The organism is Chryseobacterium sp. IHB B 17019 (assembly GCF_001456155.1).
GTDB lineage: Bacteria > Bacteroidota > Bacteroidia > Flavobacteriales > Weeksellaceae > Chryseobacterium.
Genome location: NZ_CP013293.1, coordinates 2,003,929 through 2,020,628, shown reverse-complemented (window position 1 = coordinate 2,020,628; position 16,700 = coordinate 2,003,929). Strand labels below are relative to the sequence as shown.

At 34.6% G+C, this 16,700-nt stretch carries 14 protein-coding genes; 13 read left to right on the top strand and 1 reads right to left on the bottom strand.

The features are described from left to right. Nucleotides 1-14 precede the first annotated feature (14 nt). A complete protein-coding gene (locus ATE47_RS09360) occupies nt 15-5,864 on the top strand; it encodes an alpha-2-macroglobulin family protein (protein ID WP_062161718.1) in 5,850 nt (1,949 codons plus the stop codon). A gap of 53 nt (nt 5,865-5,917) precedes the next feature. Here ATE47_RS09360 and ATE47_RS09355 read toward each other — a convergent pair whose 3' ends face one another. Continuing rightward, nucleotides 5,918-7,096, bottom strand: coding sequence for a hypothetical protein (locus ATE47_RS09355; RefSeq protein WP_150114808.1), 1,179 nt, complete (start codon nt 7,094-7,096; stop codon nt 5,918-5,920). Between the two features lie 329 nt (nt 7,097-7,425). Between ATE47_RS09355 and ATE47_RS09350 the strand changes: the two genes are divergently transcribed. The 12 genes from ATE47_RS09350 to ATE47_RS09295 all read left to right on the top strand — a co-directional run bounded on the left by ATE47_RS09350 (nt 7,426) and on the right by ATE47_RS09295 (nt 16,678). Next, nucleotides 7,426-7,881 (top strand): DinB family protein, encoded by a 456-nt coding sequence (locus ATE47_RS09350; RefSeq protein WP_062161716.1) that lies wholly within the window; start codon nt 7,426-7,428, stop codon nt 7,879-7,881. Between the two features lie 29 nt (nt 7,882-7,910). Then, complete coding sequence (locus tag ATE47_RS09345; protein ID WP_062161715.1) at nt 7,911-8,378, top strand: hypothetical protein; 468 nt, start codon at nt 7,911-7,913, stop codon at nt 8,376-8,378. Nucleotides 8,379-8,382: 4 nt separating this feature from the next. Continuing rightward, nucleotides 8,383-8,787 carry a hypothetical protein gene (locus tag ATE47_RS09340; RefSeq protein WP_062161714.1) on the top strand — a complete coding sequence of 135 codons (405 nt, stop codon included), beginning with the start codon at nt 8,383-8,385 and terminating at the stop codon, nt 8,785-8,787. Continuing rightward, nucleotides 8,784-9,155 carry a VOC family protein gene (locus ATE47_RS09335; RefSeq protein WP_062161713.1) on the top strand — a complete coding sequence of 124 codons (372 nt, stop codon included), beginning with the start codon at nt 8,784-8,786 and terminating at the stop codon, nt 9,153-9,155. Before ATE47_RS09340 ends, ATE47_RS09335 begins: the two co-directional genes overlap by 4 nt. A 16-nt stretch (nt 9,156-9,171) precedes the next feature. After that, the gene (locus ATE47_RS09330) at nt 9,172-9,714 is read left to right on the top strand and encodes an SRPBCC family protein (RefSeq protein WP_062161712.1); all 543 of its coding nucleotides are present in this window, start codon (nt 9,172-9,174) and stop codon (nt 9,712-9,714) included. Between the two features lie 81 nt (nt 9,715-9,795). Next, on the top strand, nt 9,796-10,245 hold the full coding sequence (locus tag ATE47_RS09325; RefSeq protein ID WP_062161711.1) for a VOC family protein: 450 nt from the start codon (nt 9,796-9,798) through the stop codon (nt 10,243-10,245). A gap of 221 nt (nt 10,246-10,466) precedes the next feature. Next, a complete protein-coding gene (locus ATE47_RS09320) occupies nt 10,467-11,141 on the top strand; it encodes a DUF2490 domain-containing protein (RefSeq protein ID WP_062163504.1) in 675 nt (224 codons plus the stop codon). A 111-nt stretch (nt 11,142-11,252) separates the two neighbouring features. Next, on the top strand, nt 11,253-12,257 hold the full coding sequence (locus ATE47_RS09315; protein WP_062161710.1) for a bestrophin family protein: 1,005 nt from the start codon (nt 11,253-11,255) through the stop codon (nt 12,255-12,257). A 60-nt stretch (nt 12,258-12,317) separates the two neighbouring features. Beyond that, entirely contained in the window at nt 12,318-13,931 is a 1,614-nt protein-coding gene (locus tag ATE47_RS09310; RefSeq protein WP_062161709.1) for a Na+/H+ antiporter, read from the top strand. A gap of 85 nt (nt 13,932-14,016) precedes the next feature. Next, nucleotides 14,017-14,445 (top strand): SRPBCC family protein, encoded by a 429-nt coding sequence (locus ATE47_RS09305; RefSeq protein ID WP_062161708.1) that lies wholly within the window; start codon nt 14,017-14,019, stop codon nt 14,443-14,445. 147 nt (nt 14,446-14,592) lie between these two features. Then, entirely contained in the window at nt 14,593-15,615 is a 1,023-nt protein-coding gene (locus tag ATE47_RS09300; protein WP_062161707.1) for a glutaminyl-peptide cyclotransferase, read from the top strand. An 82-nt stretch (nt 15,616-15,697) separates the two neighbouring features. Further along, complete coding sequence (locus tag ATE47_RS09295; protein WP_062161706.1) at nt 15,698-16,678, top strand: hypothetical protein; 981 nt, start codon at nt 15,698-15,700, stop codon at nt 16,676-16,678. The last annotated feature ends 22 nt before the right edge of the window (nt 16,679-16,700 follow it).

Below are 16,700 nucleotides of genomic sequence, written 5' to 3'. Positions count from 1 at the left end.
CAAAAATAACACATATGAAAAGATTTTCCAAGATTTTTGTGCTTTTGCTTCTGTTGCTTAATTTTTCGGCTGTTTGGGCTCAGAAATATTATGATGAACAATGGAAAAAAGTAGTCGAAAATACTCAGAAAGGTGCTTATAAATCTAATCTTCCAATCATTTTAGATATACAACAACAAGCGATGAAAGAAAATAATACGTTGCAGCTTATCAGGTCTCTGAAAGCAGAATTCACCATTGTGAACCGGACTAGAGATGATGAAAAAAACAATCCTGTATCGCTGTTTTTCAGTAAACTGCAGGATAAGGAAAAGCAATTGAAAGGTGAAGAAAAAATTGTATATAAGGTTTTGGTAAATAATTTTTTTATAGATTATTACAACCAGAATTCATGGAAAATCAACGGGAGGACAAATCTGAATTCTCAGGATGTTTTGCAGATTGAGACCTGGAGCAAGCTGGATTTCAAAAATTATTTAGCGAAAAATTTTCAAGAGCTGGATCAGCAAAAAACTGAAATGGGAAAAGTTTCTTTAATCAAATACAAGGAACTTTTTACCAATATAAAGGATATTAGTTATTTTCCTACGCTGGCAGATTGGTATGCCCTTAAAAAAGTTGATTTTTTATCAAATAACGGGCTTTTTACAAAAAATGAATTAACAGAAAACAGAAAACAGATTAACAGTATTTTTGATGACTTGATTGCTCAAAATAATGGTAATTCCAAATTATATTTTCAACATGAAAAACTTCAGGAAAACTGTGATTTTAATCAATGCAAAGATAAGCTGGAGCAGCTTGAAAATCTTTTAAAATCTAATACGGAAGGCGATTACAAAGTATTGATCATGTCTGAAATGATGGATGAACTTATCGCCAAGAAAAAGGAAAAAGAAGCATTGGAAATCGCCGGCCAGGCAAAAAATCAATACCCAAAATCTTCTTTTATTGAGAATATTAAAAACAAAGAAGAGCAGATTAAAATGTCTTCTTTAAATATCACTTACGAACAACAGACTCAGAATAATCTGCCTATCCACTTTAGTGCACAATACAAAAATCTTTCGGAGTTTACTTTGAATATTTATGAAGTAAAAGAAGATTATAAATCATTTTTGCAATATTCCAGGAATTCTTACGCTGATATGTTCGGTAAAATGAAAAAGAATTTGGTAAGAAAGGAAACCTATCAGCTTTCGGATCCGCGAGATTATCAGATACACAGAACTTCATTGGAAATAAAGCCACTTCCGTCCGGAATTTATGTTGTTGAATACCTCACGAATGAAGGTGATAACGATAAATATCAGAACTTTTATTTCTTTGTTTCAAACAATAAAATTATCTATAAATCAAAAGTTGACAGAGATTATTCACAAAATGAATTGAAACTGGTGAATAATGAAAATGGAAAACCTGTTGCTAATGAAAATCTTGTGTTTTATGAATTTGTACAAAACAATACGCTCAACAAAACAGAAGGAAAAACAGATGAAAAAGGAGTTTTTAAATTTCCATCAACATCAACTAAAGAATATTACAGGACTTATTTAATTCAACAGCCTAAAACCCATGACTTCCAAATCATGCAGGTTTACGGTGAGAATTATGATGCTGAATACAACCCGAACAAAGAAACACGAACCAAAGCTCAAATCTTTACAGACAGAGCCATTTATCGTCCCGGACAAACGGTTTATTTCAAAGTAATCAATACAAGAATCAACAAAGATGTAGAATCCGTAGCCTCAGGCTTAAAACAAAAAATTACTTTGACGGATACAAACGGGCAGGAAGTTTCGTCTCAAAGCTTTACAACCAATGAATTTGGTTCTTATCACGGGAGTTTTATCCTTCCAAAAGGAAAGTTGAACGGTGTTTTTTATTTTAATACGGATGGCGATACTCAAGGCTATAAAGATATCAGGGTAGAAGAATATAAAAGACCAAAATTTGAGGTCACTTTTGAGCCTGTAAAAGATGAATATAAATATGGTCAAACCATTGAGCTGAAAGGAAAAGCTACCATGTTTTCCGGCGTTGCACTGAGCAATACCAAAGTGAATTATGAAATTAAAAAACATAATATCAGATGGAAATATTTCTGGTGGTATCCGCAGCAGGATGATAATGAAAATTCTATTTTAGGGGAAGCTCAGACAAATGAAAAAGGAGAATTTGTGATCCGTTTAGATCTTAAAAAAGATGAGAAACTGGAAGGAATCCAGATTGATAATTATGAGATTAATGCTTCCGTTACAGACATCAACGGCGAAACCCAATCAGCGCAAACTCAGTTGAAAGTGGCTTCTGTAACTCATTACATAAAAGCTGATGAAATCAACAATGTTTTTTCCGATGAAAATATAAAATTAAAGGTTGAAACTAAAAATTATAACGAACAGAATCTTAAGAAATCCTATCAGGCAAAACTTTCAAAACTGGAAGCGCCGAACAGGATTTTCAGGAATAACTTCAAAACGGTAATTCAGGATTTGTCGAAATTTTCAAAAGAAGAGTTTATCAATAAATTCCCGCATGATTTTTATGACAAAAATGATGAGATCAAAAACTGGAAATCTACAGTAATTTCATCAAAAACAGAGCAGTCTGAGAGTTTGGACTTAGGTAAGTTGTCAGCAGGTGATTACCAGCTCGAATTGTATAATATTGAAGGAAAAGACACTATAAAAACTACCCAGAATTTCAGTGTTTGGGATAAAAAATCATTACAGCCGGATCAGAAAACTTTCCTTACGGTTTTGGAGCCTAAAAATGAATTTTCAAGAGGTGAAAAAGCGAAAATATATGTTTATTCCGCAATTCCTGATGCGTTGGTGAATGTTTTCGTTCAAGACGGTTCGGGAAAAACGGTTTCAGAAGTTCATAAGTTTAAAAATGGAGTTTTGGAATACAGTGTTGATATTCCGAAGGAAAAAGCTGTCACAACTTTAAATGTTCAGTTCCAATTGGTTGCCTATAATGATATCCAGACCAAAACCGTTAATTTAAAAATTAAAAATACAGAACAGCCTTTAAAAATTGAAACCATTACTTTCAGGGATAAGCTTGAGCCTAATTCGAAAGAAAAATGGTCTGTAAAGGTTTTAGGAGGTGAAAAAGAGAAGGTAAATGCGGAGGTTTTAGCGAATATGTATGACATGTCTCTGAACCAGTTTGCGGTGAACAGTTTTAGTTGGCAAAACTTATATGTTCCATATTCATTGGTAACTTCTTATGATGTGAGACAGAATCTTTTATCTAAATATTACCAGAAAAGAATAAAATATTCTAATGGAAATTATGTTGAAGTTCCGAATTTTAACTGGTTTGATGAAAATGGACTAATCGTATTACAAGGGGCTGCAGCAGGAATCAAAATCCGTGGTGTACGTACTGAGAACGCTGCTCCTGCACCTATGGCTATGGCTGATCAGGCTGTAGAAGAAGTTGTAATGGTTGGGTATAAAACAAAAAAAGTATCAGCAGTAACAGCAGCAAATAGGGTTGATGTAGATGAAGAGAAAGATAAATCTCTAGAAAAAGTCCTTGTCCGTCAGAACCTCAACGAAACCGCATTCTTTTATCCGGACTTAAAAACTGATGCAGAAGGAAACGTAAACTTCGAATTCACTTCTCCGGAAGCTTTGACAAAATGGAAATTAATGTTCCTTGCTCACACAAAAGACGCAAGAGCAGCTACATTGGAAAAAGAAGTGGTAACGCAGAAAGAATTTTCCGTAACACCGAATTATCCGAGATTTTTAAGAGAAGGCGATGAGCTGAATCTTCAATCGAAACTATCAAATTTAACGGATAAAAAACTAAACGGTTCGGCAAGTTTACAGATATTGGATGCTTTTACCAATGAGGATATTTCTTCAAAATTTGGCTTAAGCTCAAGCACTCAGAATTTTAATTTGAATGAAAACGGAAACTCTGCATTAACATGGAAAATAAAGGTTCCTGATAATGTTTCATCCATAATTTTAAAAGTTGTTGCCAAGGCCGGAAACTATTCGGATGGTGAGCAGCAGGCGGTTGCAGTGCTTCCGAACAGAATGTTAGTGACGGATGCGGTTCCTGTTTTTGTAAAAGAAGGTGAAACAAAAACTTTTGTTTTAGATAATCTTAAAAATACCAATTCAACAACAGTTTCTAATGTTTCCAATACTTTAGAATTGACAACCAACCCGATTTGGGAGATCATGTTTGCGCTTCCAAGCCTTAAAAATGATCAGAACAATTCTGCCGATGTGATCTTTAATAAATGGTTTGCCGATGTTTTAGCTTCCGAAATTTTTAAAGCTAATCCGAAAATGAAAACTGTCTTTGAAGAATATCAAAGCAAAGGATTATTAACTTCAAATCTTGAGAAAAACCAAGAACTAAAACAATTGTTGTTGGAAGAAACACCGTGGGTTCTGGAAAGTAAAAATGAAGAAGAGCAAATGGCAAAACTAGCACTGCTATTTGACGCCAATACAATGAAAAATTCCATTAACCAGGATTGGGATGATTTCAAAAAACTGCAAAATCCGGACGGTGGATTCTCGTGGTATTCCGGCTATCCAAGCTCTTACGGCACATCTTTATACATTCTTAAAAATTTAGGAAAAATCAATTCCTGGTTGAAGGGTAATGTAAATGATTATCAAAGTTCAGTGCAAAAAGAATTGGTGAAAAAACTAATTCAGTATGTTGACAATGAAATCGACAAATATTATGATGTAAAAAAAGAAAATGTCTGGACCAACTGGGCGCTGGATTATCTTGACACCCGAAATTACTGGGAAAAAGAATATCCGTTAAAAGGAAAAGGTGCAACGTTGAAAAGTTTGGTAAAACAAAAAGCAAAAACGGCAAAACTTACCGATTTCACATTCTTCGGATTACATCGTGCAGCTTTATTGATGAGCAATTATGGTTTGAAAGATGTTTCCGATAAATTAATGAATTACTTAAAAGAAACTTCAACAGACACAAAAACCCAAGGCGTTTATTGGAAGCAGAACCTTAATGACTGGGGTTGGTTCAGTTCGAAAGTCGTGAATCAAGCGGGAGCTTTGGAAGCTTTCAACATATTAAAACCAAACGATCAGAAATTCCTTGAAGACATGAAAATCTGGCTGATAACACAAAAAGAAGTCAATTCATGGGGAAGTTCAAGAGGAACGGCGGAAGTGATTTTCACGATCCTAAACTCAGGAAAATCATGGACAAGCACTGAAAGTGACAAAGCAACGATTATCTGGGGCGGGAAAGAACTGCAGCCACAGACTCAGGCAACAGGTTATGTAAAATCTACCGTAAAAACCGATATTTTGGATAAAAATCTTTCGACGGTTACTGTTACAAAACCAGGTCCGGGAGTGATTCAGGGTGGCTTATTCTGGCAATATTATGAAGATCTTGATAAAATAAAATCTTCCGAAAATTACATATCCATCACCAAAGAATTGTACAAAAAGATCAAAACGGTGAACGGTGAAGAATTACAAAAAATATCACCTGAAACGCCATTAAAAGTTGGAGATAAAGTAACCGTAAGAATGATCCTGAACACCGACAGAGCAATGGAATTTATCCACATCAAAGACATGAGAGCCGCCGGATTCGAGCCTGTGGATGTGCTTTCCGGTTATCAGTGGAAAAATAATTTAGGATATTATCAATCCACAAAAGATGCGTCTACCAATTTCTATATCCAGTACATGCCAAAAGGAAAATATGTATTTGAATATGATTATGTGACCAACGCATCCGGAAAATTCTCAAACGGTATCACCACGATGCAGAACTATTACGCACCGCAGATGAACGCCCACACGAAAGGAACGAATGTTCAGATTTCGGAATAAAATTTAATTTATTATAATGAAAAACTCCTCACGGCTTGTGGGGAGTTTTTGTTTTAAGATTGCCAGGAAGACACGGTTTTTATCAGCCATCCATCCGGGATGCGCTTAATCAGATAAGTATAACCCATCCAGATATTATCAACAATAAACAAATAAGAATCTTCTTTATCCTGACATTTGAATAGTTTACTATAGTGGGGCATATATCTATTCATAAAATTAATCTTCATATAAGCTGCAAATTCTTGTGAAGTAAGAACTATAATTTTATTACCGACAGGAGTGATTTGTTTAAGATATCCATTGTCGGTAATCATTACTCTAAAATCAAATGAATCTGAAAATTTTTTTTCTTTTTCAAAAAAATATAACGAAGGATTTTTAAAGTCTTTTTCAAACGTTTTGAAGTTTATAATGAATTCAGATTCTCTAATATCTGAACCTTCAGTTACAGGATAATCTCCATATAAAATTCCTTGTAAAAGTCTTGTGAAGTCATTGTTAGCTTCTTTATATTTAGGATTTTTATCTTCATAATCATAAATTCCATCATTGTCCGTATCATACGATAGGGGATTTGTAAAAAGTTCCAGATTTTCTTCCAAATCATTAAAGCCGTCCTTGTCAGAATCCTTTATGATTTCATTCAAATTGATACTTATGAGAGCATTGTTTTTTACAGTTTCATATTTTTCTTGTGGACCTGGAAAGTTCATAGGTTCTGCCATTCGAACAATATCTGCCTCTATCTGAATATGATATTTATCTTTCCATAAAGGGAATTGAGAATTATTTTTAAAAACATAATTAAAATTTTTAATGAGACCGGTATAAAAGTTTTTCCATGTTTTACCTTCATCATTTGAAATGGCTATATAATATTTGCTTTTATAATAATCTTCTGTTTGATAAAGAACAGCAATAGAATGATCAAGCTTTCCTGATTTAATAATTAGCGGCTCAGGGATATTACCAATTGTTTTTAAAAATTCAATTTTTTTGATTGAATCTTTCGCTTTATATTGCTTATAATCATCTTCAATTTTGTTACTTTTAAAAAAACTCTCTACTTTAATTTCTAAAGCATCAACAATGTTTTTTGAGTCTGCATATTTTTTTAAATATTTAATAGAAATAAAATCAAATGGAGGTTTTGTTGCAGCTCTCTTTGAAATAGGTTTAAATCTATATTTTGAATAAGAATCTTTGATACTGTCGTTAGATTTTTTCAAAAGATCACATTTACAAACTTCCGTTTTTTGAGCTTTTGAAAAAGCAAATAGGCAAATTAATAAAAAAAAAAGTTGATTTTTCAAGGTCTAAGTTTTGTTTTAAACGAATTCTAGTTGGTTTTATTATAATCGTTTCTAATAGAGACAATCAATGAAAAATAAATTTCCAATTCACAATCTTAAAAACAATCATTACACAATTCACCATCGCAACAGCAATAATTAAATCCATAATAAATTGATATTTAGTTAATTAAATTCTTTTTAACAAATGATAGGAAATCATTAAAAAAAACTAATATATTTGTTTTTTAACAATTAAATAAACTATGGAAAACGTTTTCGACGCTAAAGATGCTCAGAATTACATTGATAGGATAAATAACCTGACACCGGAAACTCAGGGATTATGGGGCAAAATGACGGTTGATCAGATGTTGGCGCACTGCAATGTATCTTATGAGATGGTTTATGAGCCGGAAAAACATAAAAAACCGGGTGCAATCGCAAAATTTATTTTAAAAACATTTGTGAAATCCAAAGTAGTTGGGGACAAAGCTTATCCACAGAATGGTCCTACTGCACCTCAGTTTATTGTCGCAGACAGAAAAGATTTCGAAGAAGAAAGGAAAAGACTTATTGGATTTATTCAGAAAACACAACAATTGGGAGCTTCTGCTTTTGATGGTAAAGAATCTTTTTCTTTCGGGAAACTTAAAGCTCAGGAATGGAATAATATGTTTGCAAAACACTTAAACCATCATCTGGCACAATTTGGAGTTTAAAAAACTTTTACATTAAAAATAAAACAAATATGAATAAAATTTTGTTGTTCCTCATTTTCCTGTCAAATTTTGCTTTCGCGCAAATGCCCAATATTTCAACGGTCTGGCTAAATAACAGCAAGCCGTACATCGGAACAATTGGAAGCAGAAACCAGGAAATTAAACTTAAAATCAATATTTCAGAGCAGAATAAAAAAAATGATCAGGAGTATTTTGTTTCGGGATATACGCTTGTAGATAAAAATTACACCAAATTTGAAGGGAAATTAACTATTACCAAATACAAAGACGGCAAGAAAAAAAGTAGTGTTTTCGGGGAATATGAATTGGCTGAAGAAAACAAAGGAAAACATTCCGGGATTTTTAAAGGCAAATTTGTCTATACCTTCAAATGGAACAAAGACACCGAAAAAATTGATGCCCAATCTATTGAGTTCATTGGTAATTGGAAAAGCTATGATGGAACTTTAGATTTTAAGACCCGTATTAAAAATTAATAACATGATAAGGAGAATCTCGGCTGTTGTCGGTGGTCTTGTCGCCGGCTCCATCTGCGTGGGTGCCGTAGAATGGCTTGGTCATAAACTGTACCCGCTTCCGGCAGGCATAAAACCTGATGATGTGGAAGCTTTCAAAGAATATGTGGCAACGGCCCCTTTTATGGCTTTGCTTTTTGTAATTCTGGCTTATGCTGTTGGGGCTTTGGTTGCAGGTTTTATCTCAACCAAAATTGCAAACGACGGCAAAAGCAGATCTGCTGTTATTTGTGGCGCTTTATTTTTAGCGGCAACAATTTACAATATGGTTGTTTTACCAACACCTATCTGGTTCTGGGTACTGGGAATCGCGGTTTGGGGATTAGTTTGGGTAGGATATAAACTGGCATTAAATAAGACAAGAGTATGAAATTAGGTGCATTTTCAATCAGTTTAAGTGTAAAGGACCTTCAGAAATCAAAGGATTTTTATGAAAAATTAGGGTTCAGCACGATGGGAGGAAATATGGAGCATAATTATCTTATCATGAAAAATGGAGATCATATTATCGGTCTTTTTCAGGCGATGTTTGATGGGAATATGCTTACTTTCAATCCGGGATGGGATCAGAATGCTCAAAACCTTGATTCTTTTGAAGATGTTCGTGATATTCAGAAACATTTGAAAGAGCAAGGCATTGCGTTGGAAAAAGAAGCTGATGAAACCACTTCCGGCCCGGAACATATTTACCTTAAAGATCCGGACGGCAATATGATTCTTATCGATCAGCACAGATAATTTTAAAATAACAATTATGAAAATTTTAAAGTGGACAATCATTGTTTTAGCATCAATCTTAATCTTTTGGCTTGTTGTAGCCTTCTTTGTTTCAGGAGATTGCAAATATGAAAAATCAATTTCTATCAATGCTCCCGTGGAAAAAGTATGGCAAAATACCAATACTTTAAAAGCGATGGATCAATGGAGCCCCTGGAATGATCTTGACCCGAATATGAAAAAAGACTGGACTGGAACCACCGGACAAACCGGAGAAAAAGTTTGTTGGGAAAGTAAAAAAGAAGAAGCGGGAAAAGGCTGCCAGGAAGTGAAAAAAGTAGACCAGACCAATAAAAGAATTGATACGGAAATTGTTTTTCTTACACCTTACAAAAGTGAAGCCAATGCTTATGTAACCGTAGTTCCGGAAGGGAAAGGCAGCAAAGCAACCTGGGGATTCACTTCAACGATTCCTTATCCTTTTACGGTAATGAAATTATTCATGAATCTGGAAGAGGCTATTGGAAAAGATTATCAGGAAGGTCTGACAAGACTGAAAAATTTATCAGAAAAGCAATAAGGCAGTAAGTCAAAGACTAAGCAGTAAGTCTAAACCTTAGACTTAACCTAAACCTAAAATTAAAACTAAAAAAATACAATTATGGCATTAGTAAACGTTTATTTGACATTCAACGGAAATTGCAGAGAAGCATTTGATTTTTATAAATCGGTTTTCGGGGGTGAATATCCTTATATCGGAACTTTCGGGGAAATGCCTCCCATGGAAGGTAAAGAAACTCCTGAAGAAGACAAAAATAAAATTATGCACGTTTCTCTTCCTATTTCTAAAGAAACAATTTTGATGGGAAGTGATACCGGTGGAGAATGGGCCTCAAGTTATAAGCAGGGAAACAATTTTTCAGTTTCTATAAATGCAGAATCCAAAGAAGAAGCAGATAAGTTATTCAACGGACTTTCTGCCGGAGGAATGGTAACAATGCCTATGGTAGACACTTTTTGGGGCGCTTACTTCGGAATGTTTACAGACAAATTCGGGATCAACTGGATGGTAAACTACGACGATCCTGCAAAAATGCAACAGCATCCGTAATCAAAATTTTTGAATATAATTTAAAACAGGCCGGCAGATTTTCTGTCGGTTTTTTGTTATTAAATTTAAGGTTTAGGCTAAGTTTAAGATTTAGTTTAAAGCTTACTGCCTATTGCCTAAAGCGTATAAAAATTTTCATAAAAAAATAATTTTCCTTATTATTGATAATTAATATTGAATTTAAATATTTGATAGATTTTAATAATAAATTTACTTTAAAAATGAAAATTCTAAAAACGCTGGCTTTAAGTATTTTCACGTTGGGGACAACATTATCGTATGCCCAGAAAAGTGACCTTGGAGCCTGGTATATGTACTTTGGGAACAATAAAATCAGTAAGAAACTCAACTGGCACAATGAGATACAGTACAGGAATTTTGATGCAGGCGGAGATCTTGAGCAGCTTTTGATTCGTACGGGGGTTGGATATGATTTAACGGAAAATAATAACAATATCTTATTGGGATACGGATTTATTTTAAGCAAACCTTATGTAAATGGCGAAAAAACTGAAAATATAGAACACAGGATTTTCCAGCAGTATATCACAAAACAAAAATTCGGACGTTTTAATATTCAGCATCGTTACAGATTGGAAGAACGCTTTTTGGAAGATGATTTCAGGATGAGGTTTCGTTATTTATTAGGATTTAATATTCCGATTAATAACAAAGAAATGCTTCCAAAGACTTTTTACGGTTCTGTTTATAACGAGATCTTTCTTCATTTTGACAGTCCGGTTTTTGATAGAAACAGGGTCTATGGAGCTCTGGGATATGTTATCAATAAAAACATGAGAATCGAAGCGGGTTATATGAACCAGATTCAGGAAAATAAAAACCGGGGACAAATTCAAATCGGTTTTTATAACAATATTCCGTTTACTAAGAATTAGAAAAATTACTCTCCCCCTGGAGAGGCGGCAAATTTGAAAAATTTTGACGGGGTGGTTAAATAATTTGCTTTAAAATAAACTAGTAACAAAATAACTAAAAACTTCACACACATGCACTCAGGGAAAAAATTTGGAGCAGTAGAATTCATAATCTGGACAAGGAGAAGTATCTACTGTCTGGCGGTTTTATCAGCAATTCCCACGATTTTATACTATTGTGGATGGCAGTTTCTTTCCTTTCCGTGGCAGCCGATTGCGATCATGGGAACGGCAGTTGCTTTCATTGTCGGATTCAAAAATAATGCGAGCTACAGCAGACTTTGGGAAGCGAGACAGATTTATGGAGCAATTATTAATGACAGCCGGAGTTTCGGGTATATTCTCAGGGATTCGATTTCTGCAAAAAATCCTGAAAAGGTAAAAGAAATGTTTCTAAGACATTACGCCTGGCTGACGGCGCTTCGTTTTCAGCTTCGTGAGCCAAGAGCCTGGGAAAATATGACCACAGCTCAGTTTGATGAGTATGCGAGAAAATATGATATTCCGGAAAAACTTTCAAAGCTTGAAGATGAATTGAAAAATTATCTTCCTGAAACAGAGCGTCAATACATTTTAAGCAAAAAAAATAGGGCGACTCAATTAATGGCCAGCCAAAGCAAAGTCTTGTCTGAACTTTACGGTAATGGAGAAATCAATGATTTTCAGTGGACGCAGATCAACCAGCAGTTAGTAAAATTTACAGATAATCAGGGAAAAGCCGAAAGAATTAAAAACTTTCCTTATCCAAGAAATTTTTCTTCAATTACGACTTATCTGTTGTTATTATTCATCTTTTTTGTGCCTTTTGGTTTATTAAAAGAATTTGACAAATTAGGAGAGGGAACTATTGTAGAAGGTATTTCTTTATGGTTCAATATTCCGTTTTCTTTGCTGGTGACCTGGTGCTTTTATACCTTGGATAGCGTAGGGGAGGCCTCTGTAAACCCTTTTGAAGGCAGCCCGAATGATGTTCCGATCACACAAATCAGCCGAACTATTGAAATTGATATGCGAGATATGCTGGATGAAGCTGATCTTCCGCCGGCAATTACCGCAAAAAATAATATTGTTCTTTAAGAATAAATTAAAAGTAAAAAATTTTCTTTAAATATTTAACTTTAATAAAATTATAAATAAATGATTCACAATTATGTCATAATATCAATCGCGGTGTTATTGTCTGTGATGATATTGGTAATGATAGGGCAAAAGTTAAAAGTTGCATATCCCATTTTCCTGGTGATTGCAGGGCTTTTAATAAGTTTGATCCCCGGAATGCCACATATTGAAATAGAGCCGGACCTTGTTTTTCTGATCTTTCTTCCCCCGATTTTATTTGAAGCAGCCTGGTTCACTTCATGGCAGGATTTTCATAAATGGAGAAAGCAGATCTTTTCGATGGCTTTCGGATTGGTTTTTTTAACTTCAATTGTCGTAGCTTATCTGTCTTCATCCATTATTCCGGGGTTAACGGTTGCAATGGGATTCTTGCTGGGTGGAGTCAACTCTCCGCCGGATGCCGTTGCGGCAACTTCAGTATTGAAGCACATGAAAATTCCTAAAAAAATCACAACCATTCTGGAAGGAGAAAGCCTGATTAATGATGCATCGAGTTTAATTGTATTTAAATTTGCCTTAGCCGCGGTGATTTCCGGACAATTCATTTTTGGGGAAGCGGTGAAAGACTTTTTCTCAATGGCCGTGGGAGGAATTGCGGTAGGAATTGCAACAGGACTTTTGTTTGGAGCTTTATTGAGGATCATCCCGTCCAATTCAAATATTGACACAATTATCACGCTTATCGTTCCTTACATCATGTATGTCGGAGCGGAACATTTTCACTTTTCCGGTGTATTGGCGGTGGTTGCGGGAGGTTTGCTGATGTCTTATAATTCACATTGCTATTTAAGCCATACTTCAAGAATTCAATCCGGAAACGTCTGGAGTGTCTTGATTTTTTTAATGAATACAATTATTTTCATTTTAATAGGATTAGAATTACCGATTGTTGTTGCAGCAATGAAAGACTATACCATTTCCGAAGGTATTTTTTACAGTATCGTAATTGGAGGTGCCATTATTGGGACAAGAATTCTGTATAGCTATGCCTTGCTCTATTTCCCTAGAATCTGCTCCAAAGAATTAAGAATGAAAGTTCCAAAACCGGATTGGCGGGAACCATTCATTATTAGTTTTGCAGCAATGAGAGGGGTAGTTTCCTTGGCTGCAGCGTTGTCAATTCCTGCTTTTTTACCAAACGGCGAAGCATTTCCCCACCGAAATATCATTTTATTCGTAACTTTCGTTATCATATTAATCACTTTGGTTGGTCAGGGTTTATTATTAACACCAATTTTAAAGTTTTTAAAAATAAATGATGCAGGAAGTGAGCTTCCAGAAGAAAAACAGGAAGTAATTTTAATGAGAAAATTAAAAGAAACAGCCTTACAGAAGTTAGAAACTGATTTTTCAGATTTAGCAGAAAAAAACAGTCTTGTTCAACATCAGAAACATAAGCTGGAAAATGAAATGATGATGATGGCTGATAAGGCACAATGTATGGCTTCTACAGGCGATTATGTAACGGCAATGAATGAAAATAAAGATGTGATGAGGCAGATTATCCAGGCCCAAAGAAATGAGCTGCACCGCATGAAACGAGAGAAAATTTTCGACGATCATGTGATGAGAACGATCGAAATGCAGCTGGACTTTGATGAAGCAAAAATCACAGGTTTCTCGCACGCATAGATATAGTTTTTACCACAAAAGTCCATTAAATCGTTTGTGACTTTACGGCTAAATATTTTCGTTAAAACCAATTAAAAATAAAAATATGAGCAACCCAATCATCGTAGAATACAAAGTAAATGCACCGATAGAACAGGTCTGGAAAGCATTAACCGACAAAAACGAAATGAAGTTATGGTATTTCGATATTTCAGATTTTGAATTGGAAGTTGGAAAAATATTTAATTTTTATGAACCCGGAGATGAGAAACAATTTCACCATCAGGCAGAAGTTTTAGAAATTATTCCTAATCAGAAGCTTAAACATTCCTGGACTTATCCTGAATTCTCAAATGAAAAAACAACAGTATCGTGGGAACTCCAATCTGAAGGTGAACAAACTTTAGTGAAATTAACTCATGATAATATTGATAATTTTAAAGATTTAGGTGAAAATTTTTCACGAGAAGCCTTCACGGAAGGCTGGAACGGAATTATCGGTCAAAGTTTGAAACAATATATAGAAAGCAAATAACTTAAATTAAATTTAAAAAATAAATAATGGCTAAAAATGTATTGTTCCTCGTTTTTAAAGATGTAAATATTACAATTTAGTCAACATAGTAACGAAATTAGCAAAGCGGAATAAATTTTGCTAATTTTGGGGAAATTTAGAAATTCAATGAAAAAAAATATTATAGCTGGATTTGCAGCAATTTTGTTGTTGGCGTCATGTAAAGATGACAAAAAAGTTTTGGATTCTTTGGCAGACTATAACAATTCGATGGAGCAGAAGGGGTATCATTTCGGGGATAAATTGACGTTGCCAAAAGAAGTTACCGATGATGCGGCAAGTATCTCTATCAGCTTTGGAGACAAGGAAACTTCAGACTTGACGATTGATCCTAAATTCTTCACGTTAGGTGACAATGCGGTTACTTTTAATATCAAAACAAAGGATGGCGAAACGCTTACTCAGGATGCAACCATCAACGTTTTTGCAAAAAATCCCGAAAAAAATATTTCTTACCAAGTCGTAGCAGAATATCCCCATGATCCTAGAAATTTCGTGCAGGGATTCCAGATTGAAGGCAATACAATTTATGAAAGTGACGGGCAAAATGGCTCTTCTCAGATTCTGAAATATACGTTGGGAACAACAACGCCTTTGGCTTCTACAAAACAGGCTCAGGAAGATTTTTCCGAAGGAAGCGCAATTGTGGGTGATAAAGTTTACCAGTTAACATGGCAAAGTAAAAAAGGATATATTTATGATAAAAATTCGTTGAAATTATTATCTGAATTTGCTTATCCAAATGTTTTGGGAGAAGGTTGGGGACTGACTTATGACGGTAAAAACCTTATCGCATCAGATGGAAGTAAATTGCTGTATTTCCTGGATGTTAATAATCCTTCGAAAATGGTAAGATATATTGCTGTAGCAGGAAGTTCTCAGGCATACGATCAACTGAACGAGCTTGAATTTCATAACGGCTTTATCTACGCTAATGTTTGGCAAAAACCAATTATTTTAAAAATAAATCCTGCCAACGGAGAGGTTGTGGGAACATTTGATTTCACTGACATTGCAAAGCAGAATACAAAAGGAAGTGATGATGTTTTGAACGGAATTGCTTTTAAAGGTGAAAATATGCTGGTGACAGGGAAAAACTGGTCAAAAATTTATGAAGTAGCAATTAAATAAATTAAAATTAATTGCAAATCTTTTGAAAAAATAAAATAGTAAATTGGAGCGTTCCTTTTGGAGCGCTTCTTGGTAAAATAATTTGAGAATATTATATTTCATATTTGCATTGATTTTCTGTTCGGTTTCGGCGCAGAAAATCCTTCCTTTAGACACTTTAAAGTTGAAGGAAGCCAAGGATATGCTTGCCGACGATTACGGAAATTTGTACATCTACACCAATAAGAATTTCAGTTTAACAAAGTATGATTCGTTGGGAAAACAGATCGGGAAAATGATGCTGACCGTTCCGTATAAAATCCAGTCTGTGCAAAATCCTTTAAGTGTTCCTTTATTTTCGGAAAATGCGCAGGAAATGAAATTTGTTGATCAGAATTTAAATGAAATTCAGAAGGTTGATTTTAAGCAAAAATTTGGTTTTATTAAAATGGCTTATGCCGAAGATCTGCAGCAATTATGGCTGTTGGATGAAAGTACAAAACGCCTGATTCAGTATAATTTCAGGAATGAAACAACTATCAATTCTTATCCTTTTGATGCCAGTTTTGATGATTTAATGGATCTTTTGGTGTATGAAAATAAAATTTATGTTTTAACGAGAAAACGTATCTTGGTTTACACATTTAAATTTGAAAAAGTCTTTGAAGCACAGGTTGAAAATGGCAAGCGTTTTAGAAGAGAGAATGAATTTATTTTGGTAATAACCGACAATTCTATTTTAAGATATGTTCCGGAAAAAGAAATGGTGAAAATTTTTGAAGATCCCAATGCACAAATTGTGGATAAAAATACCCTTTCTTATTTTGAAATCAAAGCGAACAACCTCTATCTTTACAGCCTCGAAAAAAGTAGAGAAACTAAACAGCAAACGGAGGAACCCGACCCTAAACAAAAAGACACGGAACGAGACGTAAAAAAATCAGAGGAAAAGCGTGCAGAACCGGACACTCCGGAAGGTAAGCTGGAGAAAAAAACTCAGGAAATAGAAGATAAAAATCCTGCGGAAAGTTCTTTGCAGAAGCTGGTTGAGGATACTTCCGAAGTTCAGGCTGCCGGTGTTTAGTTGGTGTTTATCAAAATCAATA

Bases quoted from the DNA above. Each gene is read 5' to 3' on its own strand.
- ATE47_RS09360 (WP_062161718.1), top strand. From the start codon at position 15: ATGAAAAGATTTTCCAAGATTTTTGTGCTTTTGCTTCTGTTGCTTAAT.
- ATE47_RS09350 (WP_062161716.1), top strand. From the start codon at position 7,426: ATGGAAAACGTTTTCGACGCTAAAGATGCTCAGAATTACATTGATAGG.
- ATE47_RS09345 (WP_062161715.1), top strand. From the start codon at position 7,911: ATGAATAAAATTTTGTTGTTCCTCATTTTCCTGTCAAATTTTGCTTTC.
- ATE47_RS09340 (WP_062161714.1), top strand. From the start codon at position 8,383: ATGATAAGGAGAATCTCGGCTGTTGTCGGTGGTCTTGTCGCCGGCTCC.
- ATE47_RS09335 (WP_062161713.1), top strand. From the start codon at position 8,784: ATGAAATTAGGTGCATTTTCAATCAGTTTAAGTGTAAAGGACCTTCAG.
- ATE47_RS09330 (WP_062161712.1), top strand. From the start codon at position 9,172: ATGAAAATTTTAAAGTGGACAATCATTGTTTTAGCATCAATCTTAATC.
- ATE47_RS09325 (WP_062161711.1), top strand. From the start codon at position 9,796: ATGGCATTAGTAAACGTTTATTTGACATTCAACGGAAATTGCAGAGAA.
- ATE47_RS09320 (WP_062163504.1), top strand. From the start codon at position 10,467: ATGAAAATTCTAAAAACGCTGGCTTTAAGTATTTTCACGTTGGGGACA.
- ATE47_RS09315 (WP_062161710.1), top strand. From the start codon at position 11,253: ATGCACTCAGGGAAAAAATTTGGAGCAGTAGAATTCATAATCTGGACA.
- ATE47_RS09310 (WP_062161709.1), top strand. From the start codon at position 12,318: ATGATTCACAATTATGTCATAATATCAATCGCGGTGTTATTGTCTGTG.
- ATE47_RS09305 (WP_062161708.1), top strand. From the start codon at position 14,017: ATGAGCAACCCAATCATCGTAGAATACAAAGTAAATGCACCGATAGAA.
- ATE47_RS09300 (WP_062161707.1), top strand. From the start codon at position 14,593: ATGAAAAAAAATATTATAGCTGGATTTGCAGCAATTTTGTTGTTGGCG.